The following is a 22333-nucleotide window of genomic DNA, read 5'->3' as shown; positions in this document are numbered from 1 at the left end:
TAAGGCACCTGGACCGGAGCCAGGGCCGCCCGGCCCCCAGTCGTAGAGCTTTTCCGTAACCACATTGCCGAAGATTACACCCGTAGAAGATTGCGGCGGGTCATAGCTCTTCGTGACCTGGGTCATCTTGTTGCTGGGATAAACGGAGGTCTTAACGCTGTCAGGAACGACATTGCCAACCATGCTGGCGGGATAACCAGTGTCATCGGGAACCAGTACGCTGAGGTAATGAGTGTCAACTTGTTTGAGAGGCGGTCCACTGCTACTTGACCCGCTGTAAAAGCGCGTGCTGGTTTCGTACAACATGCAACCAGAGTTGTCTGTGGGGCTGAAGATATGGACCGTGTCGTTTTGGTTCGGATCAGTGACCGTGGTCATTAAGCTATTCGCTGAAAGTGTGCTGTAGACGTAAGACCAGGTCTGGGTGTGTCCCAGCCCATCATTGAACGACCGGGAGGCGACGGCACGGCTCACGGGGGTAGGGTCGGTGCAAGGGTTGAGCGCGATCGTCGTCCACGTGTAGCTGATGGACCCGCCCGTGGGCAAGCCAATGGCAGTGATTTCGCCGTAATTGTCGTAGCTGAAGGTATATTTCGATCCGTCAGGAAGGATGGCAGTGGTTACCCAGGAACGTGTCGGCCATTGATAGTCATTATTGGTGGCGCCCGGCCACGTCGGGTATTCCGCGACGTTCGGCACGTTGAAAGCGGTGGCCACATTGGGCGTGGTGCTGCACAATTTTAGTTGTGCAGAGCCGCCGTTATAGGCCGCGAAGTTGTAGATCATCGCGCTGCTCACCACGCCAACGCAGCCGCTGTAGTCAGTGGTCGAGGACCCAGAATAAGGGCTCCGGCCAAGCGTATCTAAGCTGTCGAAATTGATGACATTTCCATTGCTGTCTTTAATACTTTGCGCCACAGTTCGCTGATTGCAGGTTGTGATGGTGTCTTGCCCGTAATTGTTGAGATTCCACCCCCCGCCGAGCGCGTGCGGCATAGCGCCTTCGGCGCCCGCGTTCGCGTTGCTTCTACACCTGCCGCCCCAGGGCCCGAACTGATACTGATTCCCATTGCGGTCTGTGACAATCGCTGTGCTGGGAACCCCGCCAGGGCCTAGCGGGCCGCTCAGCTCTAAATGAAGTCCGCTGGTGTCACTGGCATCAAAGGACCAGGGCTCACCCATGGAATCGGCCGTGGCAGGGTTGCCTGAAAGCACGTGGTTCGCTCCATCCCGGGTCACGATGTAATAACCGCCGTGGTAATAGCTCATGGCGCCGCTTATATAGGCGGCGTCGGATTGCCACACGCGGTTAATAGCCATGGTCGGGGAGGTAATAAGCTGAATGCCGCCGGGCGGGTTCCCCCAGCCGAAAGCTGTACATGAGCCGCCGCATGAGTAGGAATATGAGTTCGCGTGCCAGCCTTTTGAGTTGGCGTGCAGATAGACCGGAAGCGCAAGCCGATCCCCGCGTTGGGGATAATTAAAGGGTAATCCGATGTGCAATTGCAGGTCGCCGTTCATGGTATTGATCGAATCGATGCTGGTGACATCATGCGAGCCGTAAGGCTTGTAGCCGGTTTCCAGATTCGGCTGGGTTTGACCAAACATCAACGCGGCTTGCACCAAAATTACTGCAACGAAGGCGACTCTGCTAGATTTCATTTTGTACTCCCTATCCTTCTACCTATCTTTTGGACACTGGTTGTGCGAGCACATCGGAGCTTTATAGACGCGGCGACCTTGGCTGTAGTTCCTCCACGGCATTACAGGGGGTAATGCAATCCGGCCAGGAATCTAGCTCTCAAAGGGGTGTTTAGATGCTGAGATCAATAGATCATGGCTTGGTAGTTGACTACAGCAAACCATGAAAAACTGTATCTAATTGGCCAAGACAAATGACGTGATGGCCATCACGCGTTGCGTGTATCTTAGCTCCTGCTTCAATCTCTCCCCAGCCGTGCCCAAACCACGAGTGATCTGTTGAGTTTCAGGTGTTCCAACGCTTGGGATGTGGAATCCACCTGATCGTCATACTTGCTGCCCGGGAAGGCGGTTAGTTCGCGGACGTATTCGTCGAGCCACGGGGCCGAGCGCGGCAGCAGCACGCGGCCGTTCTCAAATTCCGCCGACTGGGCATAGAGCCGCAAGAGTTTGTCCGATCCCGGAGGTGGATCATACGGCTTTATGTGGAGCACCCCATCCATCTTTAGATCCTGGATCAACTGCGTTCCCGACGCCTTATCCTCAATTAGAACCACATCGGCTGGGTGTAGGCGAGCGTGCTGTCGCCGAGCTTGTTCTTGCACGGCGCGCTTGAGATCGGGGTAATTAAGACGCTGACGGAAGACGTGAAGCAGGTAGTAGAGATCGTTAACGGCGCCCCAGGTGGTGCAAACGCTGAAATCATTAAGTTCACCGCTCTTATTGGCGGTATCCCAGCTTTGCAGGATGCAGGTGAACCGTTCGGGGAGATTACCAAGCTCATAGTATCTCAGCCACTGAGTCTTTATGATCGCGCCGCCCAGAGGCATCGGACTCTGCTGGTACTGGCTGGCAAAGTCATATTCTCCAGTCGTCCGACGAATGGCGTCGAGCGCGAGTTTGGATTCACGTTCGGGTTGCAGGACTTCACCGGGCTTGCGCTGAAACAGCCGCCGACCCCACGGACTTTCAATAAGATGAGTTTCGTTCTCTTCGGCAATGGCAGGGAACGATAAAACGTCCCAATGTTCCTGTTCCAATACGTGGCCCACCAGGTCGTCCTGGTGAAGCCGTTGCATGACAATAATAATGATGCCCGTCTCCTTGTTGTTGAGCCGGCTTAGGAGAGTGTTGCTATACCACTCGTTAACACTGGTTCGCCTGGTTGCAGACAGGGCCTCGTCGGGCTTCAGCGGGTCGTCAAGAATGATGACCTCCGCTCCCCGACCGGTCAAGACCCCGCCCACGGAGGTTGACATCCGGAAGCCTTGTTCCGTGGTCATGAACTCGTTGACCGCCTGTTTATCCGGAGAGAGCCGGGTCCCGGGGAAGAGCCTTCGATAAAAGGTGCTCGCCATCACCGTGCGGCAGTCTCTGGCGTGCTTGTCGGCCAGATCCTGGCCGTAGCTGGCACAGATGATCTGCGTGGCCGGATTGTGACCGAGTAGCCATACGCGCGGATCTGGTCTTCTGTCAGGTTTTCCACGCGAATCGTCGGAACCAGTTCCATCCCCAACAGCTTGGCGGCTTCCGCGCGGCCATGACCGGCAATGATCAGGTTATTGGCATCGATCAAAATGCCGTTAAGAAAGCCAAACTCTGTGATGCTGGCGGCTATCTGGCGGATCTGGCGTTTCGAGTGTGTCCTGGCGTTGTGGGGATTAATGCGCAGAGCACTAAGGGGCAGGTAGACAATTGTTAGCTGAAGAAAACCTTGTAGTTGCTTCATCGATACCTCTAGCGATGGATTTGAGCGAGTAGTACCGCTCTGAAATCCATGCTAGGGACCGATTTCGCGCGAGCCCGGCTAGCGCGAAGTGATTTCTTCTTTTGCGATTGTCCTCTTCGCTCTTGACAGCCGGTCTTTCAGGCCGGAGATTGGGGATGATTTTTCCGTTCCCCGTTCAGTAAAGTGAATTGCTCTCTTCTTCTCTTCGGCGAGTCCAGTGGCAGCGTCGATCTCAAAAACAACGGTGCCTTCTTTATGCCTTTCAAGCCAATCAAGCAGTTGCGGTGTGGTTATATTTCTGTTCTTTCGAACAATCTCCAGAATTAGCCGTCGAAGGCCGTCAGTCTTAGTCGCTGCGCCTCCTTTCTTGGATAGATTCGTTCGAAATTGTTTGAAAAGTCGGCCGACACCGTAGATTCTCTCATCAGCATCGGCCAGAGCCTTTTCAAAGGAGATCTGATCGCCTGGCGCTTTTCGCAATAACTGTTGCGCTTCAAGATTGTGTATGGTGCTCCAAAGAACGGCTTCGTCCGACATCCATCTCTCGATGCGTACAGACTGCGCAAGCCAGAATTGGCGACTCCGCTCGTTAACCTCCCGCAGTGTTTTAAGCCTGCCGGCCGGAGCAATGCAGGTAATCCCGGTATTTCTAAGAGTCATGTCTGGTGTCTCCCCCATTTGACCTCTGTAAGGGTAACGAAAATGATCACTCACCCTAAGTATAAGGAGATTTCGAAAGAGAGTTTGTGGGGTGGCCGGACGGTTCAAAACCTACCTGGATCAGGGATGTGCCGGCAAAGGGAGGGTGATTGATCTATCTGCCACAAATCGCCTAAATCAAGAGGTGATGCCTGGCGTAGCTCGCATCCTTAATTATTCCTCTTAAATAAGTCAGCCCGCCGGCCCAACAGGCTTTGGAGTCATTTAGGTCAGGCCATATTTGTGTCGCTTTCGGTTAATTTTCGAGCGTGTAGTTCTCAAAAGGTCCGCAACATCGTTTTCTGTCGCATCCGGGCATCTCTTTTGAGCTGTTCGCAAAAGCCATATCTCCAAATTCTTCGTATTCTTGTCTAGATCAAGGCCCCCATAGAAGTCGATGTGAAAAGGGCGTCTGGAAGACTCTATTATGCCGTCGACATGGGCCGCGAAATTTCGCAGGTAGCAATTTTGCACGCTTTGGCTCAGAGTCGCCCAGCGTGAAGATTCCTCTTCTGCTTTAACCAGATTATTTGTGCCAACAAACGACTCTGCAAGCAGAAGCCTGATCTCGGCTTCCAGCAAGGGATCGTTCCCGATGCCTTTGAGGGCTTCTTGCAACGGATCTATAGAAGATGCCCATTTAGCCAGGCGGTTGAAAACATAACCTTGCAAAACGTGATAGGGGATTTCAAATTCCGGCTGACCATCCTCGATAAGCTCTTTGAGCTCCAGAAGTTTCCGCTCAATGTCATAACGTGGGTTGTCGAGTTGACAGGCGAGGCGCACATCAATGAATTTATATCGACACTTCCAGTGGGCCTCAGCGGTTTCGCTGAGTTCCTTGAATTGATCACCAATAGTTCGTGCTTCGTTAAGAAGCACACTTCGTCGTTGCTCGTGATCGTTTTGCTTCGTGGACCAATCCAGCAAGTCCACCCAATCCAAGTATGCACGCGCCAACTCCTGCACAGCACGAAGTTCGCCTACGCTGGACTTCATAGACGCGTATATCTCACGCTGCATTTTGATATTCAGGATGGCCTGCTCGTATTCAGGGCTTCCGGGTGTGCTTAAGCGCCTTTCAATGATCGCCAACAGGAACTGCACCAGTTGTTTCATTGCTTGATGCCCGCTAGGCAGCAGAAGGGTCTCAGCGCTGAGCAACAATCGCCTCGCCCTTGATAAGCGCCCGCGATTAAGTTCAGTCCAGCCAAATCCGAAAGCAAGGATGCGCGCAGTACAAATGATCGCAAAATCTCGATGCTCGCTTATCGACAGGGGATCTATAGCTTTCTTACCTAATATGTTCTGGCTTTCGCTTAGGGCCGCTGGCGAATTCAGCTTGTGTTTGAGACGCTGATTCGCATGTTCCTGAGACCGCATTAGATCCCGTTCGACGTCAACGAATCTCCGAAGGCCCCTGAAACAGTGCGAGCGATAATAATACAACCGTGACAACGTTCCGTTGGGTATGTGGTTAGCGCTTTTTAAATCGCCGAGGATGACTGTTTCAAGCTGCGTAAGATGTTGAAGGCAAGGCTCGTAAGAACCTTTCTCATAAAATCGAAAAAAGAGGTAGTTCATCAACAGCCAAATGGCTTGCCGCAGTAATTTCTTGTCTGCCAAGTAGTTTTCGGGCAACTGTGCGCGCCCTGCCCTGGCGGACGCGTCCAGAAAGCTGAGCATCTCCACAGCAGGACCTTTTCCTGGTGCTGGCTCTAGAACCTTAATTGCATCGTCGATTCGTCCGAACATGGCATGAGATTCCGCGAGAAGGCTTTGGTACATCAATGAGTCGAGAAGAGAAAACCGCGACAGAGATGGTTCAAGGCTTTCTAGAACCTTGTGAATTTCGGCTTGAAGCTGGCTAGGCGATTCGATCGTATGTTCTCGAGGTAGTCCATTTCGAACCAGTAGACGCAACGTACGCAGCGCGCTTTTGGGCTGCTCAGAATCGGGCGCGAGACTGCTCACCTTCGAACGCCGTTTATTCATTATAGTAGGTCCGTTGTGAAGTTGAGTTTTGCATGGAAATTGTAAACGTCAGAAGAGCTCGCGCACACAAAAATCTGGCCGACAGTTGCTTAGATTTTGATGACGGATGGTCCTCGGAGTTGTGCTTTATGCGCTGAAGGGAGGCGGCATCCCTGACGTCGATGCTTTCGGCAAAACCAGTGTCGAACGCCTGGATTAGGAGGGTGTTGAACATGAACGTCATTATGCTGCAGTTCCTTGGCGGTGGGGCTTTGATCCTCTGCTCAGCCTGGCTGAAATGTCACGATGCTTCCGCAATCCTCAGGCTCGGCCGCCCCAAGTCGCAAAAATTGGAGGCCTGGATCAGGGTGTTGACGTTGACCGCTTTGAGCTTCACCGGCATCGCTTGCATTGTCGATCCCTTGATTCCCGGTTCAGGATGTCTGACAGTTGCGTTCCGCAGTGACCACCCACCTTATCCAACGCTCGCGGAAAATCTGAAACTGAGATTGAAGCCCATCGGCTTCCAAGGAGAATCTGGTGGAAACCGTGTTACCTACGCTGATTTTGACAGCAATGGATCAGCCGAAGTCTTGGCGGATATGTCCCTTCTTGAGACGCGGGTCACAGTAGAAGTCTTCGATGTGACGCAACCCTCAAAAATAATTCAAAGCGCTACGGTTTATATCTCGCCATTCGTAAGGCGGCAGTTGTTTTGCAAGAAAATTGTTCTTTAAGAAAGGAACCAGACCAACCATGAAACATATCCTCAGTACAGTGCTGCTTATCTCAACAATCTTCGTCGTGCTCGCTTGTCGTCCTACGGCAGGATCGGCTGCAGCGCAGTTCCAGATCACAATTCCGCGCTCGAATGCGGTAGTTCCAGGCGAAGTCCTTACGGTTTCAGGTGTCGGCGCAGACCCCGCCGGCACAATTGAGGTCGAAGTACTGACCAATGCCTGGTACATACAGGACGGAGAAGCGCGGGTTAACCCTGACGGCACGTGGACTTTCAGCCCAGTGCATCTCGCGGGCAAGGGAATATACAACAACCATACGATCAAGGCGACGATTATTAAAGCCAATCGCCGTCTGACCTCGGTGACGGTGTCCGGAATAGTCCGCAGACAATGAGCATCTTGGGCAGAAGATCGCACAGGGTCCGTGGCGCGAGATGCTCAGCTGTAATCCATACAAAGGAGGAGAGTGTGTCCGACCCCACCGGGAGAATTTATAGCGGTATCGACGGCCCTGCGCAGAATAGAGGCGCCCTGAATGAACTATTCTCTAGAGCTTTAACAGGTCAGCGCCGAACGGGATTCTATTTAGTGTTCAGCGCCGTCCTACACGCTGTGATTGTCGCTCTTGTTACTTTTCTGCCTCCGGGGCCTTCCTTGTCGAGAGCGATTGCACCAGAGCGCCTTTCGGTGATGCAGCTTTATATGCCTCAGAAACCTCTCGCAGCAGAGACCGGCCGAGCCCGAATGCGCGCGCCAGTAGCGGCCAGAACGGTTGCCAATGGCGCTTCGGCCGTAGGGAAGATAGTCCAGTTGCCGGTGGGCAAAGTGGAGATCGGAGCACTTGATCATTTCAGTGGCAAACCGCTGTCGGCGATCGGATATACCGGTTCAGGTGAGGTCTTGGTAGGCAGTCTAGACAGTGGGACAGCACGTCATGGACAACTGGGGCCTGTCGGGACCATCGGGCTCAGCGATGTCTTTACTCCATCCCGTCCCGGGCAGAATCAGGCAGTGCCGCTTTCACAGAATGCTGGTGACGAGGCTGCCCGATTATTGTGGGCGCCTACACCTACGTACAACGAAGAAGCGCGGCGCCTGAAAGTGACCGGTGAGGTGGTGCTCCAGGTCAAGATGACCGCGTCTGGCGAAGTGCGTGTTCTGAGGATTCTGTCCGGCCTTGGCCACGGTCTTGATCAAGCAGCCGTCGGCGCAGTGAACCAGACCCGTTGTCGACCTGCCCTCAAGGCGGGCCGTCCTGTCGATGTAATCGCAACCATCAGAGTCATTTTCAAACTTGCGTGAAATGAGGTGAATCATGCGGCAGTTAGCGACCTGCAATTGTTTTGCAATTATTCTTGTAGTGTTGGCTTCTCAGGTTTTGGGACAGTCAGCGGAAACGCGTCCAGCCGGCCTGCCGACAGACAAGAATGTTATCGCCTTCGGTCTCCGGGCAGAGGGTGCATTATCCTCGGGATTGCGGGAGGCAGCCCCGCTCAGCGAAATCTACGTGCAACGCCTCATCCCCGCAGGCAAACTCGGATTCGTAATAGATAGCGACCGTTATCTTCTGGGCAGATTCAAGTGGGGTGAAAAGCCAGTGATGGAAAACCTCCTCAATTACCCGGCAGACAGCGGCGACAACGATATCCAGAAATCTACCAACGACCAACAACTGCTCGATGGCCTTATCCAGGTGATGGTACCCGATTGGAAGCAACTCGGCCCCGAGCGTTACGAATACAAATTCGTCGGGCCCACTTTCCTCGGCGCTGTCCGTTGCCTGGTTTACGACGTGAAGCCACTTAACCCCGAAGGCGACGGGTTCACCGGCCGTATATACCTTGAAGATAAGTCGTGGAATATCGTGCGGTTCACGGGAATGAATACCAGCGTCGATAAGTTGTTTATTGCACTCCGCGCCAAGAATTCTCGGTTCCGCATCGACAGTTGGCGTGTGAATGTGACCAAGAAGCAGTGGGTGCCCGCCTATGCGTATGTCGAGGAAGTTCCTCCGCTAGACGCACCGGAATCGCCGGTCGTGAAGGGCCAGATCCGATTCTGGGGTTACAACAGGACGGGCATTCAGCAGCAAAAGTTTACCGATATTGTGCTTGATGGATCGCCTTTGACAACCGACGACAGGAAGGGGCAATGGCCCTCGCCTCAGCAGAGCCAGAGGTTGTTTGAGAACGAGGCCGAAGCAAACGTTTTGGAACGCCTCTATCAAGCCAGATTGCTCGGTACTCCAAGTGAAGTCGAGAAAATGCTGGATCAGATTCTGACGAATCTGATTGTCACGAATAAATTGATTCTCGGGCAGCAGGTGCATTGCCGGGTGCTCTTAACAACCCGGCTGGAAGCGTTCACGGTCGGGAACACCATCGTCATCAGCCGCGGGTTGATTGACGTGATGCCAAACGAGTCTGCTCTCGCTATCGTGCTGGCGCACCAACTCTCACATAATCTCCTTGGACACCGGAAAGTAGACACGCAGCTCGCATTCGCAGATGTTTTGAGGATTAGCGATGCCGAACTGCTGGCAAAGCTGCGATTCCATCACAGCCGACAGGAAGAAGCGGCGGCTGATGCAAAAGCGATGGAAATCCTTGAACAGTCGCCATACAAAGAAAAAATGGCAGAAGGTGGGCTGGTCATGGAAGCACTGCGGGCCCATGCAAAGCAGCTGTCGAACCTGATTCAGCCGCATTTCGGGGAACACATCGCAGATGTTGATCAAATCGTGCGTAATGATGGGATGTTTCGTGTAGTCCCAGAACACGACGAGGAACTTATTGATCAGATCGCTGCGCTCCCGCTGGGCTCGAGGCTTGTTGTCGATCCCTGGGACGGAGCGGTCAGGCTCATCCGTTCGGCCCCGCCACCGGCCCCTGTCCTTCGGGAGCGGGCCGAGTTTGCGGTTACACCGTTCATGCCATTCCTGGACTATGTCGTCGAAATAACGGCTGTCCCCATGCCGATAAACGCGTCCACGCAACGACGCACTGGTCGCCACCATCAGACAGTAAGCCGATCCGTGCGGCCTATAAAGAAGGGTGGATCATAGTGTGAGCGGCCCACCAAAAACTGATACACGGCGAGAGCGAGTTTACGGCATAAATCGAGGACCTGAAGAAGGGAGCGACTGTCTGTTTTGTCAAGGGGCTGAGTTTGAAGTTTGTGGAAAAGACGGCGGCGCGGGGCCGCCTTGGAAAACGCTCGGGCGTTTCCCACTTTCCCCCAAACCGGCTGCTGCTGCTGGACTAACTGGCAGTCATAGCGCAGGGAAGCGCCTGCGGATTGCGGACTTGGCGGGCCTTGGCATTGAGCCGCACCAGGAGTTTGTGAGTCAGAGCAATATGGATCACCTTCTTGGGTTTTCCCGCCGCGTTCAATCGGCGGTCGAAGGCGGCGAGGTCGGCATCGTAGCGGCGCACCACGGAGGCCATCACGAACAGGATGGCGCGGACGTTGCTGCGGCCGCCACGCACCGGGCGTTTGCCCTGGTGATTGCCGCTGTCGCGAGCCAGGGGCGCCAGACCGGCGAGTTTGGAGATGGCTTTGTTGGACAGGGTGCCGATCTCCGGCATCTCGGCCATGAGCCGGGAGACGGTGCGGTCGGCTACGCCCTTAATGGAACGGAAAGCCTGGTCCAGTTGCTGCCACGGCGGATCGGCAGCGATGAGCTGGGCAATGGCGGTTTCCAGAGCGCGGATCTGGGAGGCCAACAGTGCCAGGATGGCGGTGAAGGAGTCCAGCACTTGCGGGTCGGTGACCAGAAGACGCTGATTGCGCTGCGCGGCCTGCAGTTCGGTGGACTGGCGCAGACGGGTGACCAGAGCCTGACAGCCCTAAGACTTCTGGGGCGTCTCGGCGACCCGGTTTCTAAGGAGCATGCCGTCTCCGAACTGGTCCCATGTAGTTCAGTGCTGACAATTCAATTCAAAAGGGTTTGCTGAACGCCGCCAATAGGCCACCTGGTGTTGCGCAAGAAGCGCGCAGATTTGCTAGGCGCATATTCCATTGTTTTCCTTTCAAGGGGCCAAATGTTGTTGATTCTTATCTGCGCTTCCAGCCGACTCTGATCCTGGCCCGTTCAGAAGCTCTCAAGAGCTTCTATTTGTAGTTGACCTGATTCTCTGATAAAAGCGAGGTTAAGGGGAATGTTTCCCCAAATCGATGTGGCGCTCCACACGAATGCGCAAGGTAGTGCGACGATTCTGTTCATGGCATTTGGTATCTGGATTTGGATCGTTGCAGAACTGGGCGGTATTCGCCAAGCCTACAGATGTAACTCTGAATCCGGTTTTTTGTGAAACACCGCACTTATCGAACTGGTACAAGACACTCGCTGCTCGTTCGGAGCTGAGCTTCCAGTTATAAAGAAATTGCTCCCGTTCACCCTTCAAAGCCGGAGGAATTCTGTCGTCGGTGTGGCCTTCGATTACCAGGACTAGACTAGAGCGATCAAACGCTAGATTTTTCGCTTTCATTTGTTGCATCACTTTCTCCACCGAATCCTTGTAAACGCGGCACGCTTCATTAACCTGATCTATCCCATCCACATGCAGGTCACTGAGGCTGGGAACAAAGCGAAATTGCATTTCGATGCACTGGTCGCCCTCCCGGTCTTCACACTGATGGACTGTGATCTGATGGTCCTTCCCGCCTTGATATTGGGCCTTGAAAATGTTTGCCAATTCCTGGACTGCCTTTATCTCAATTTTTTTGTTATCGTCCACAATCACGGCCCCGATGGTCACAAAAATCAGGGAAGCAAATGCCGTCACCGTGAGGGCAGAGAAAAGGTCAGCCACGGAAGGCCACGGATTGAGCCGGTTGCGGGCCATTATGTACTCTTTCTGAACAGATGTTGGGCTCGCAATTTCACGGATTTCCAGAGTGACGGCTTGGGAGCTCGCGATTGCGGTATCCTCATTCCCTTGACGGAGAATTCGAGTGTGCTCACGGAACGGTCCAACGCGGTGATGGACCGGTCAAGGCTTTGTGACGCTTTGGTTTGCGTTTGGCCTGACTCCTGAAGGACTGTGGCGGAGCGTTCAAACTGGACTATTTCAGCGTGCAAAACCGTTCCAAGCTCCTGCAGCGATTTTTCGACTTTGCTCCATTGCTGTGCATGTTCAGCAGCCAGCGTGCCTGCGGCCGTCATTCCTTCCAGCACTGCGCGCGCAGCCTCGATTTGCGCCGACGCCCGGATAAGGTTGGTTTGCAGATCGGCCACGGCCTGGGGAAAGTGTTGCCGAAACGCCGTGTCAAACTGTTCCAGATAGACTTGCAGCCGTTTGGCGCCTTCTTCCATCGCACCCTTCAGCTGTGGCGTTACCGACTCCGCCATGTTTTGCAGGCTCTGTGCTGCTTCCTGCAATTTCAAGCTTCCTTTAGTAGCGGACTCGGCTATGTTCCCGGCGCTGCTTGCAGCAAGCTCACGAATTTCGTTTACGTATCTCTCGCCAAGTAGCTCGTAATAGGAACCTATCCGATCGCGCAGCACCTCGTGCAAATTAGACATATCTGTGCGGACTGCTTCAGGCAGGCTGCTTAGCTTTGCCGCTGACTCATCCAGGGCCTTGGCCGTTCCTTCAACGCTGGCATGCAGCTGTTCCGTTGTCGCAGTGATTCTCTGGGCATCGCCCAGGACCTTCTCCGTAACATTGGCCATGGCGGAAATCAGTGCCCCAATGTCGTCGATCTTGGCCGTCAGGCGCTGGATCGGCTGCTCCAGCGTGGCAATCGCAGAAGACACACGTTCCGATTGCCGGTCCAATTTGCCGACCGTCTCCTTCCATTCCTTGCGCGACTGCGCAAACAGCTCCCTCAGCGGATCCAAAAACTCCTGGTTGTTTTTCTGGATGGCCTTGGGCAGATCCACCAGCGGCTGCAGTTGTGTAATCAGGTTCTGGTTCGCCGGCATCAGGGCTTTCGCCATTTCTTGTGGCAGTTCACGCATCGCCAGCGCCAACCCTTCAAAGCTGTCTTGCTTCAGGGAGGCGGTACGGAAGTGCAATGCTTGATTGACGGCGCTTGTGGAAGCCTCGCGTAATCTGCGTTCCCAGTAACTCGCAAACGGGTGAAAAAGGATAGTCAGTGTAAGCCCCAGAAAACCGATGGGAAAAGAGTGACCAAGAGCGGTCCGCAGAGCTTCGAGAATGTCTCTCGAATCGGGTACCTGTTGCAAGACGGACGCTTGGCGTGCGAACTCGGCCATACCAAAGAAAGTCCCCGCCAGGCCCGCAACCAGAAAAAGATTGACGGCATTGTGCAGCCGGTCAACAAAGCCTTCAATGAGCGAGTCGATGCGGTCCGAGTAGTCTGTCATCGGTACGACAATTCCCTGGATTCGCCAACGCTCGGCTTCGTCCAGAAATACGCCCAACTGGTCGGTGATGTAGGCGTTTGGAGCTGCGTCTTTTGAGCTATCGACATGCGAGCCAGAAGGCGAGCTTTTGTCGGCTTCGGATTTAAGTGATGCTTCAAGCAAGCCATGATCGAAAGGCGAAACAGACTTTTGGGTGCGCTTTTTTTTCAGCTCTGCCCATCGCAGACACTCCTTTGTTTCTTTTCTTACTCTCCAAAACGTGACGAAAAAATAGATCAGAACTGGACCGAAGAAGATGACTACGACTGGCCACCGGGCTAGTAGCTGGCCCAAAAACCATTGAAGTATTGCCGACACAGCTACTCCTGGCAGAACTGCAGAGTGGCAAATACGGACTTGGACTCTGGCAGGTTGCGGCGATAGAAATTTTCCAGCAGGTCAGCTAGACCATAAATCTTATGCGGCTCGACCGCCGGCTGAGTGGTGGCCAGCTTCTGGATGTAGTTTCCCAACACCGAAACAGGCGAAGACAACTCATTCACCGCCGCCTGCATGTCCCCGGTCGAGGTTAGCTCAGAGCGCGCTTCTGGCGTCCCACAATGCACCGGCTGTTTGCCGTTGCAGGCGATTTGAATGGTCAATCTTGATGGAGAACCGCCCGCGCTCCCGCCTGCCAGCGTGACCTTCTGGATGGTGCCGTGCCCGGAAAATGACAGGTTGGCCGGAGCCAGCAAATCCAGGCGCAGCGGCCGGTTGGGATCCTTTGTGGAAAGCTGCAAGTGCGCGCTCGACGGTTTGGGCAGGCAGCTCAGGCGGAAGTCGTTGGCAGAGCTCACAGCACAGTTCACAAGGTCGCCTTCAATCCGCCCGCGCTGGTCTTTGGTTTCTTGGCAGACCTGATATTGCTCAGGCGGAACTGTGCTCGGAAAAACCTCAACCACCGGCAGGATTGCCGTTCCCCCTTTATAGGATTTTGCTTCGCTCAGCGTGCTGAGAAGACTGAAATTCGTGTGGTTGACGAATTCCTGCAGAAAGGCCCGGCTAGGCGCTACCTCTCCCACCACAAGAGCCAGCAGTATTCGCGGACCCTGGTAATCAAAGATCAAAGTTCCGTCATTGCCTTTGCGCGGATTGTCAATGCGCGCATTCACGCCCAGGTCCTCGCGTATTTTGGCTTCCGCAACACTAGCCTGAAAATCACCGGGATTAATCGGCTGTTCCGCGAAAAAAATCCCCTCGTACATGGTCACAATGGGAACAATCCAGGCACCGCGCAAAAGGCTGGCGTCCGTGCCCGAAGCACCCCGAAGGACGCTGCTAAGCGCGTCCGAGACGCATGCCGCATCCACGCCGCTGCCTACGCACTCCTTGCCCGATGAAAGCCCTGAAGGCACGCCGTCGGTAAAGATCACGCTCAGCCCATAGTCTCCCGCGCTCTTCACTGCCCGGTCCAGATTGGTATAGCCGCTGGCCTCGGGAACCTGCACGCCGTCGACGCGCGGCTGGCAATCGAAGATCCCTCTTTTCTGATCAAAGAAACATGCTTTCTTCGACTGTATGGAGAAATACAAATCGCGGGAGTAACTCAGCCCTTCATCCACCGCATGCAGAAGCCCCGGCAGGTTCTTCCTGAACCCTTTCATCGAGGCCGACGTATCTACCAATACCTGGACCTTCAGAAGAGGCGGCTTGTCCGGGCGCAGGTGGTCGTATAGCACCTGCCGGACATGGTTCGAATCACCCTGGGGAGAACCACTCTGCGCCACCGCTTGTTCCTTGCTGGTCCCCAGCGCAATCCAGACGATCAGCGCGCAGAGCTGCAGCGCCGTCCAACGACACTTCATGAGAGTTTCTCCGCCCATTTTTCCAAGATGATCTGCAGCGGGCCTTTTTGGATTCGTCCGCCAGAGAAGCCGAATTCGCCGCTTATGTACTCATCCGTGGGATCACTGCTCAGTTTAGGCATCGAAAAGTCAAGTCGCTGCTGCCAGGAACTCGGCGCCGGGGGCCCACTCACGCGGGTAATCTCTACGTGAGCTGCTCCTGTGCCCAGAGGAAGGTCAGCTACAGCAGGTCCCACCAGGTCACTCCATTTTATTTCGCTGCCGGTATTCGTTAGACGAACATCACGCCCAGACGGCATTCTTACCTCGTTAATCGCGCCCGGGATCTCACTCTGTCCTGTAGGACCGGCATTTTCCAGCGCTCCAATTGCCACCAGATGCTTAGGCGCTATGTTTACCTCTCCTTCATATATCGAGAAGTCAGATATCCCAAACTGTTGCAACGTGCGGGCCAACTCACCTTTCGCTGCGTTCTGGGCCAGAGGAGTGTTGGCAGTGAATTCTGCAATGCGCCAGCCGTTTCCCGCGAGGACAAGCCGTACGGCCCGGGTTGGGTATTTTTGTTGAAATGCCGCAACCATGACTCGCAGGAGCTCCTGGGCAATCGTTAGAAAGCGGTTAGCCACGCTATCGAAACCGCCGCCAGGGAACTCCTCTGCTACCCTGCCGGCCATGATTGCATCCCGGAACGTTGAATATTTTTCGTTGCGAGATATCTCATCCGAGCCCATTTTATCGGCAATGGTTTTGACGAAGGATTCCCCACCGATCTTGGCAGATCCCACCTGGAAAAACTTGGGAACACTTTCGCCTTGCGCGGAAGCCTCAACCTCAAACAGTGCCACGTCGAGGCTGCCTCCACCGAGGTCTGCAATCAGAAGAACGCTGCCTTCTCGAAATTGACCCAGGGCCCGTACACAGGCGAAGGATTCGTTGACGTTCTTAACCTCTACCGGACCGGAAGTATATTGGTCGACGTTCTGACGAAGAGTTTCATACAGGAACCCGTAGTCCTGGCGCTGAGCGCCAGAAAAAGCCAGTGGAAAGGCAAATCCAATTCTCCAATTACCTTTGGCCTTCTCACCAGGGAAGAGTCTGTTCAAAGAAGCTGGAAGGACCAAAAACAACAGCTCATCAAGGTATCGTTCGCGATATGTTCTTGAACTACTACTCCACTTCAGCCGGTATATCGCCTGATGTTGGCGTGACGGAGGATCGGATTTCCAGCGGATCGGATTACTCGCATTTTCTTCTGAGAACCAGAGTGCCGAGGGAATCAGGGTGGGGTCAGTGGCATCTTTGCTTGCAGTCGGTTGTGCAGGCAGGAAGGATGCCCGTGCTTCCCCCGCGCCTGCAATTACTTTGGCCGCACGAACCAGGTCTGACCGCTGAATGACCACGCGCCTGTTTTCCGGCCCCATTTCAATGGCCTCGCCGGCAGGCACTTGGACGTAGACAACAGTGTTTGTTGTACCAAAATCAATTCCCACATGAACAGCATGTACTGAAATTTTGTCCGTCACTTTTGGAAGCAGCCAGGTTGCACCAACATTGGCCGGTAGACCTCCACGGGTTGTTCCTTCTACCGCGATGGCCTGTGGAAGGCCATCCGTTGTCTCCAGGACTTCGGCCGGCTTGCGCGGGGTAACGTCAGGTTGCAAGGTGTCCGCCACCAGGCGCGCTCGATATTGATCCGATTGCGGTCCACTGCAAAAGAAGCGGTAGCGACGCCAGCCCGTGTACATCGGTTTGGGAAACATCCCGACCTGAAGCTCTGGAACCACCGTGCATGCAGCCTTGGGATAACGACCCAGAGTTACCGGATGCTTCATCCCCCGGAACCGCACGTTACGATACACAATCACGTCACGCTCGATTTCAGGCGCGGGCATTGGGTCTTGGTTCAATGCGAACAGCCATTCCGGACGGATTGGAAGCGCTTTCACCTCGCTGAATTCTCCCGGGACCAGCAGAGACCCATACTTGACGTCAGCGGGCCGGAGCTTCTGCAGGGTCTGTCCAGGAAAGCGCAGTCGCAGGTTTACCCGGACAGAGTCCCCTGTGCGCGCTACGTTCCATCGGAACCACACTTCGTCACCGTTGATCTCAGGCGATGGCGGCAGCGGAACCGCGCTTAGCCCCTCAAAGGTCTCTAATTCCTTCCAGACATACGTTGCGCTTCCATAGTTCCAGATTCCAAAATCTTCTAATTGGAAGGTGGTTGTCTGGGGGCAAGCTCCGCATTTCAGGACAATCTCGTTGCCGGAGACCTCGATGGCCGCGTCCGTTTCCGCGTAGGTCAAGGTATGGCGGCACCCCGTGTAACTGCATCTCGGTACAAACTGCGGCCGTTCGCCCCCGCTCGATGCGTCCAGGGCAAGATTCGTCAGGGCCAGGCCACTCCACGCAGAAGCATCCGCTTTCGCCAGGAGGGGAACGGCATATGGCAGCGGCTCTCCCCTGTAATCGTTAGGTACAGGATCGAACCTTGTAATCCGCAGGTTGGTTTGCAGCAAATTCAGCAGCCTGGGAGCGAACTCTGAGCCCCCGTCTTGTATCTGTCTGGCTGCCAGCGCCCGGATCCTGCTGTTCGCCAGCTCCAGCATTTGTGACAGCTCAGCCCGTCGATCTCTCGCGCCCGGTAATCTGTCATAGTGCTTCGGAAGCTTCGTGGCCAGCTTGCTTGCAGTAATATCGAACCGGTTCGGCTCAGGCAGGGGCCGGATGATCACTGTGGGACTGAGTACACCGATAGGTGTCTGGCCGAAATGCTCTTCCGAGCGGACCAGGACAACTTTGTGCAAATTGAGCTGGTCCGTATAGCCCAACAATGGCCGCTCTATGCTGACACTTTCCAGCTGCAACTCATTCAGGAGCAACATGCACAGCAAACGCCGCCAGGCCTCGATCCTGTCTTCCCAGGCCTTTGGCTTGGGCGACTGCCGCTCCATGATCCATAGATAAGCCCAATCCCAATGCAGCAGATGCGGGATAGACTCTCCAAATAGCGTGTAAGCTTCCCAGGAGTTCTGCTGGGTCAGGAGATTGGAAAGCCTGTTTTGGGCGTCGCCCAAGGGCACCGTGGAAACCGGATTGTTCTCCGTTTCGCTTCCTCGCAGAGAGTTGTGAAGGATGTGTGCGCTGGTATAGCTCGTCAACGCCTTCTGGCTCGAATTGAATCCCGGAACAGTAACATTGAGGCTGCTCCATCCGGCATTGCGCAGGACCGCCGGACCTACCGCCTTTTCTTTTGTGAGCGGGAATACAGAACTCAGGTCGTTCCATTGCGCGCCATACTCCGCCTGCACCCGGCCAGCCAGGCTCCTGATTCCATTAATGCCCAACGCCGGCTTCTCTTTTGCTACTGCGGTTGCTTTGGCCAACATCGCAGGAAGTTGAGGGCCATAGAACGTGGTAAGCCAGGGCTCCGCAGTCATGCGGTTGAATACTGTCTTCTTATGGATCGTGCGCGCAACTCCGAGGCGGTCGTTCAAAATCGTCGTGCAAGTCTCAAGATTGCGCAGTGGAAGACCAATTCTCTCTTTGCTGTCAAAACCATCTCTGGGCGCCGTGCGGTCCGTGCGAAGTTCTTCCAGGGCGGAGACTCCAATCCAGATCGCATCGGTTTGTGCCGGCCAGGAAAGATTGACGGGGCTGCGCTCATCATTCAGGTTACGCGGTCTGGGAGTAGCCGGTTCGATGAAAGCAAAGTACGCCAGCTCAGGCGGCGCCAGGTCCTTCAGACACCGCGCTACCATGAGCTTGTTGGATGGATACCGCAGGTTGGCGTCACGAACGGGAGAATCGCCTCTGATCTCGAAGTATTCGCCAAAAAAAACTGCTCGTATATCAGGCTGGGGGATGGTTTGTGCTGCCTTGATTCGCATCGCAAGCTGGCTGAGCAATGGGGCGATGAGCCCGCCTCCGGTGCCGCCAATGAGCGAACCTACCACCAATACCCGCTGGAATCCGGTGAGGCTCGCCAGAGGGAACTGGCTCCAGTCCGTTTGCAGGACAGCAGAAAGCGCTGGCCGAGCGTAGAGCCCTTCCTTTACGCTTTGGTTCAGCGATGTTGAGTCAAATATCGCTTCGGCAGGATGGAGATTCGGCGCTGCCGGCAGGTCTCTCCCCACCAACGCTTCCAGTACCGTGCTGCCAAGGTCGCGCGCGACAGCAAAATAGTCGAGCCTCGGCACCAGAAGCGGTTCGGGATTGGCCATTCGCGCCACATTCCAGAAATCACTCAGCTTCTTCAAAGAAGGCAGGAGCGCATCTGAGTCCACAACGATCGCGTGGAACGGATCGGGAACAGCGCGGATTTGAAAAAGCTGGGCATAATAATGCAGGACCATCTGCCCCGTACCACCTACTGCGACGATGACGCTGTGGCTCATTTTGCAAGCGCGGCAAACCGCAGCCGCGCAGTGGTCCATACGACGCTAAAATAAATCCCTGTGAATGCGGCCATGTAAATCGCATACACAATAAGAAGATCCAGCCAATAACTGATCATCAGGTTCGCCCCGGGATTTCTCATTAGCCCGAAGAGCAGACCATAGGTCTTGGGAACGGATTGGATATCACACTGGAGATACTCCAGGCGTATGTTCCCCAGCGTGTGTGGCACCCACAACCCGCCCGGACGAAATGTCTCGCTTACTCGAGCCAGTTGCGGCAATAGAAAAACTGGTATAAGGAAGACGATCAACGAGCCGATCACCCCGCACAAGATCCATCTCTTAACGGGGCCTGCCAATAGCCAGGTATTCGCAACGCGCGGGACTCGCGGCAGTAGTGATGGAAGAACCAAGCACAGAACAAACGCCAGCACTAGGGCGGACAAGTCGTAAAACTTTGTGAAGTTCTCGTCATCAGTGACGCATTTGACCAGATCACCGCCGGACTGGTTCGTTTGAAGAGGCATGGCAATTAGCAAGACGGGTAGGAAGGCCACAATACAAATTGCGACGAAGAGAAGCGCTTTCATTTTCACGGCCACTTTCTAAAGCAACTTTTATTCGTAAGAGGGGGTGCTAGGATAGGGTTTATACCTGATCTAGTCGGCGCCGTCAAGCTTTTGTGTCTTTAATTTCGGGCGACGTCAAAGATGTTTCTTAAGAATACCTGCCATGTCGTATTCCTAACTGTCCAAAATTGCCGAACCAATCCATACGATTGCGCAGGACAGAATCCGCGAGCCCTGTTTTTGCTCGACTCTTACCCTCAGCACGGGCGTGTCCTTTTCCGGTCCCGAGATGAGTGCGGTCAAAAGTGATAGTAGCGAACTATGATCATCGTCAACAATTTCTGATTCAAGATCGGGACAGCAAGTTCGGAGACCCAGTCGAGACGAGTGGTCCAGCAGATCTCGCCTGCAACTTCCCACCCAGAGGGTCGGGACCGTGAAGAAGTCCATGGCAGCGATGGTCTCACGATGGTTCTGCAGGAACGCATTCCAATGTTGGGCTGGCTCAGGATTCGTAGGCGCCCGCCGCACCCATCGTGAGACCGTACGTTCGGAAATGGCAAATCCGAGCTTGAGCAATTCGCCATGAACGCGCGGCGCGCCCCAAGTCGGATTTTCTGCCACCATGCGGAAGATCACGTCTCGAATATCCTTGCTGACTGGCTTCCTGCCAATGACTGTCCGATGGCGAGACAGCCAGGTCCAATAAAGCCGGAAGCCGGCACGATGCCAGCGAACCACGGTTTTGGGGGTAACGATCACGAGTGCCTGTTTCCACTTGGACCACATGCGCTTGGCAACAACCCAAAACAACCGATCAACACGGCTAAGACGCAGCCTTTTGTTTCGACGTTTCAGAGCCATGAGTTGCTGGCGAAGAGCCAGGTTCTCCAGTAGGAGATCACGTCGAGAGCGGATAGAGCGTCGAAACAAACCCAGGAGGAGCCGGAACATGACGCCCTGTTATAGCAGTCCCGGCTGTAAGCCCTCTTGTGGAAACTATTGAAATCACGGCAGATCATGATTTTGACGATGGACAACGATCATGGAGCATCTTTCAAACCCGCGGCCAACTCGGATCCTCATTCTGCGCTTTCCTTATTGAATAGCTTTCCTTTCTTCTCAACTCGGGTGGCCAGACCGGTCGGATCCGGTAATGGCGGTGAACTTGGTCAAAGGCAAGATCCCTCAAAGGGAATTCCGCCGGGATTTCGTTCATACGAAGTGCAGCACCCGGTGTCAGCGCGCAATACTTACGTGCGGAACAATTTTGAGCGCATAACTCTTGTTGTAGGTCGAAGCAACAAGATCAACGTCAGCCCCCTGCCCGGAAACGGGACAACTTTGCCGAGATCTCCAGGATTTGTTCGTGTCTGATGCCTTGAGGAAAGCTATGAATACCTAGACAATCACAGTCCTCTCGTCATTTCGCCAACTTGAAGGTGTTGTCTGATTGACCGCCGGTGTAGTCGAAAGTCTTCAACTAAGGGATTGATCTAATCAGCGAGTTGGGGCACACTACCCTCGCATTGGTCGTCGGAACACTTTCAAGATGGATTCCCTAAATCGTAAGATGAGCGGAAATATCAATGGAATCATTCGGCTGTGAACCAGTGGAGATGCGTGAATTAGACGGATTAGCGGTTGGCACATACATGTGGGGAGTGGAGATGGCATATGGCAAGTTATTGTGGAAAATGTGGTACAGAGTTGCCAGTCGGTGGAATCCATTGCTCGGCTTGCATTGCGGCAGCGGCAGCACCACAAGCTGCCGGCGCGAGCGGAGCGCCTCCAATACCGGGTGTAGAATGGGTGGGACAGCCCCAAACAGCCAAACAAATCCCAGATCAGGTTTGCAGCAGCTGCGGCAGTCCGCTTCCAAACGGAGTCGGGAGTTGTCCGATTTGCGATGGCGCGCCAGCAGCGCGTGCAGCCAGCGCAAGCTTGCAATCTCCAATACCCGGCGTGAATTGGGTCGCAACAACTCAAACAGGCAAACACACCCCAGGCAAGGTGTGCAGCAGTTGTGGCCAACCGCTCCCTGCAGGCCGCACTTGCCCTACTTGCCATAGCTCCCCGAACGCGCAGGCGCTCGGCACAAGTGCTCCGGCTTCACCCCCTGTGCCTGGAGTGCAATGGGGCGCGACACCGCGGCCAGGCAATCAGTCGCCAACAATGCACACAAACACAGTACACGGAGCGCCGTTTACGCCTGGAGTAGCTTGGTCTGGAACATCCAATACGGGCACCACGCAAACACCGCCGGATTTCCAAACGCCCGGTGTACCCCGGACGCCTTTATCTGCAACCCATGGCCAAAATCCCCAAACGCAAACCACGCTGAAA

Annotated in this window: 15 protein-coding genes and 1 pseudogene; 4 read left to right on the top strand and 12 right to left on the bottom strand. The window is 54.6% G+C overall.

Annotated features, from left to right (window positions below; translation table 11 throughout):
- From LAO20_18640 to LAO20_18620, 5 genes are all read right to left on the bottom strand, one after another.
- The coding region (locus tag LAO20_18640) for a hypothetical protein (protein ID MBZ5533451.1) at window positions 1–1662 on the bottom strand (1662 nt) is incomplete at its 3' end.
- Window positions 1663–1940: 278 nt separating this feature from the next.
- The gene (terL, locus tag LAO20_18635; GenBank protein ID MBZ5533450.1) at window positions 1941–3059 is read right to left on the bottom strand and encodes a phage terminase large subunit; all 1119 of its coding nucleotides are present in this window, start codon (window positions 3057–3059) and stop codon (window positions 1941–1943) included.
- Complete coding sequence (locus tag LAO20_18630) at window positions 3059–3430, bottom strand: ParB/Srx family N-terminal domain-containing protein (GenBank protein ID MBZ5533449.1); 372 nt, start codon at window positions 3428–3430, stop codon at window positions 3059–3061. Before LAO20_18630 ends, terL begins: the two co-directional genes overlap by 1 nt.
- Window positions 3431–3508: 78 nt before the next feature.
- Window positions 3509–4090: a hypothetical protein gene (locus LAO20_18625; GenBank protein MBZ5533448.1), complete on the bottom strand. Its 582-nt coding sequence runs from the start codon at window positions 4088–4090 to the stop codon at window positions 3509–3511.
- A gap of 264 nt (window positions 4091–4354) precedes the next feature.
- On the bottom strand, window positions 4355–6124 hold the full coding sequence (locus LAO20_18620) for a hypothetical protein (protein ID MBZ5533447.1): 1770 nt from the start codon (window positions 6122–6124) through the stop codon (window positions 4355–4357).
- Window positions 6125–6336: 212 nt separating this feature from the next.
- Here LAO20_18620 and LAO20_18615 point away from each other — a divergent pair, with 212 nt between their 5' ends.
- The 4 genes from LAO20_18615 to LAO20_18600 all read left to right on the top strand — a co-directional run bounded on the left by LAO20_18615 (window position 6337) and on the right by LAO20_18600 (window position 9907).
- A complete protein-coding gene (locus tag LAO20_18615; protein ID MBZ5533446.1) occupies window positions 6337–6840 on the top strand; it encodes a hypothetical protein in 504 nt (167 codons plus the stop codon).
- A 19-nt stretch (window positions 6841–6859) separates the two neighbouring features.
- Complete coding sequence (locus LAO20_18610; protein MBZ5533445.1) at window positions 6860–7237, top strand: hypothetical protein; 378 nt, start codon at window positions 6860–6862, stop codon at window positions 7235–7237.
- A 350-nt stretch (window positions 7238–7587) separates the two neighbouring features.
- Window positions 7588–8145 carry an energy transducer TonB gene (locus LAO20_18605; GenBank protein ID MBZ5533444.1) on the top strand — a complete coding sequence of 186 codons (558 nt, stop codon included), beginning with the start codon at window positions 7588–7590 and terminating at the stop codon, window positions 8143–8145.
- 13 nt (window positions 8146–8158) lie between these two features.
- On the top strand, window positions 8159–9907 hold the full coding sequence (locus LAO20_18600; protein ID MBZ5533443.1) for a M48 family metalloprotease: 1749 nt from the start codon (window positions 8159–8161) through the stop codon (window positions 9905–9907).
- 196 nt (window positions 9908–10103) lie between these two features.
- Here the strand turns inward: LAO20_18600 and LAO20_18595 are convergent.
- The 7 genes and pseudogenes from LAO20_18595 to LAO20_18565 all read right to left on the bottom strand — a co-directional run bounded on the left by LAO20_18595 (window position 10104) and on the right by LAO20_18565 (window position 20941).
- A pseudogene (locus LAO20_18595) lies at window positions 10104–10685 on the bottom strand (transposase).
- A 309-nt stretch (window positions 10686–10994) separates the two neighbouring features.
- A complete protein-coding gene (locus tag LAO20_18590; GenBank protein ID MBZ5533442.1) occupies window positions 10995–11690 on the bottom strand; it encodes an OmpA family protein in 696 nt (231 codons plus the stop codon).
- Window positions 11690–13534 carry a hypothetical protein gene (locus tag LAO20_18585; protein MBZ5533441.1) on the bottom strand — a complete coding sequence of 615 codons (1845 nt, stop codon included), beginning with the start codon at window positions 13532–13534 and terminating at the stop codon, window positions 11690–11692. Before LAO20_18585 ends, LAO20_18590 begins: the two co-directional genes overlap by 1 nt.
- Window positions 13535–13536: 2 nt before the next feature.
- Window positions 13537–15021: a hypothetical protein gene (locus tag LAO20_18580; protein MBZ5533440.1), complete on the bottom strand. Its 1485-nt coding sequence runs from the start codon at window positions 15019–15021 to the stop codon at window positions 13537–13539.
- Window positions 15018–19415 carry a hypothetical protein gene (locus LAO20_18575; protein MBZ5533439.1) on the bottom strand — a complete coding sequence of 1466 codons (4398 nt, stop codon included), beginning with the start codon at window positions 19413–19415 and terminating at the stop codon, window positions 15018–15020. The genes LAO20_18580 and LAO20_18575 overlap by 4 nt, the downstream gene beginning before the upstream one ends.
- Window positions 19412–20014: a hypothetical protein gene (locus LAO20_18570; protein ID MBZ5533438.1), complete on the bottom strand. Its 603-nt coding sequence runs from the start codon at window positions 20012–20014 to the stop codon at window positions 19412–19414. Before LAO20_18570 ends, LAO20_18575 begins: the two co-directional genes overlap by 4 nt.
- A 147-nt stretch (window positions 20015–20161) precedes the next feature.
- Window positions 20162–20941 (bottom strand): hypothetical protein, encoded by a 780-nt coding sequence (locus LAO20_18565; protein MBZ5533437.1) that lies wholly within the window; start codon window positions 20939–20941, stop codon window positions 20162–20164.
- Window positions 20942–22333 lie beyond the last annotated feature (1392 nt).

This window comes from Terriglobia bacterium, assembly GCA_020072815.1.
In the GTDB taxonomy this organism is placed as follows: domain Bacteria; phylum Acidobacteriota; class Terriglobia; order Terriglobales; family Acidobacteriaceae; genus Angelobacter.
This window is presented reverse-complemented; position numbering and strand designations above follow the sequence as displayed.

What these genes read in the sequence shown, in the direction of transcription:
- terL (MBZ5533450.1), bottom strand. Translation starts at nt 3,059, where the DNA reads ATGGCGAGCACCTTTTATCGAAGGCTCTTCCCCGGGACCCGGCTCTCT.
- LAO20_18630 (MBZ5533449.1), bottom strand. Translation starts at nt 3,430, where the DNA reads ATGAAGCAACTACAAGGTTTTCTTCAGCTAACAATTGTCTACCTGCCC.
- LAO20_18625 (MBZ5533448.1), bottom strand. Translation starts at nt 4,090, where the DNA reads ATGACTCTTAGAAATACCGGGATTACCTGCATTGCTCCGGCCGGCAGG.
- LAO20_18620 (MBZ5533447.1), bottom strand. Translation starts at nt 6,124, where the DNA reads ATGAATAAACGGCGTTCGAAGGTGAGCAGTCTCGCGCCCGATTCTGAG.
- LAO20_18615 (MBZ5533446.1), top strand. Translation starts at nt 6,337, where the DNA reads ATGAACGTCATTATGCTGCAGTTCCTTGGCGGTGGGGCTTTGATCCTC.
- LAO20_18610 (MBZ5533445.1), top strand. Translation starts at nt 6,860, where the DNA reads ATGAAACATATCCTCAGTACAGTGCTGCTTATCTCAACAATCTTCGTC.
- LAO20_18605 (MBZ5533444.1), top strand. Translation starts at nt 7,588, where the DNA reads ATGCGCGCGCCAGTAGCGGCCAGAACGGTTGCCAATGGCGCTTCGGCC.
- LAO20_18600 (MBZ5533443.1), top strand. Translation starts at nt 8,159, where the DNA reads ATGCGGCAGTTAGCGACCTGCAATTGTTTTGCAATTATTCTTGTAGTG.
- LAO20_18590 (MBZ5533442.1), bottom strand. Translation starts at nt 11,690, where the DNA reads ATGGCCCGCAACCGGCTCAATCCGTGGCCTTCCGTGGCTGACCTTTTC.
- LAO20_18580 (MBZ5533440.1), bottom strand. Translation starts at nt 15,021, where the DNA reads ATGAAGTGTCGTTGGACGGCGCTGCAGCTCTGCGCGCTGATCGTCTGG.
- LAO20_18575 (MBZ5533439.1), bottom strand. Translation starts at nt 19,415, where the DNA reads ATGAGCCACAGCGTCATCGTCGCAGTAGGTGGTACGGGGCAGATGGTC.
- LAO20_18565 (MBZ5533437.1), bottom strand. Translation starts at nt 20,941, where the DNA reads ATGTTCCGGCTCCTCCTGGGTTTGTTTCGACGCTCTATCCGCTCTCGA.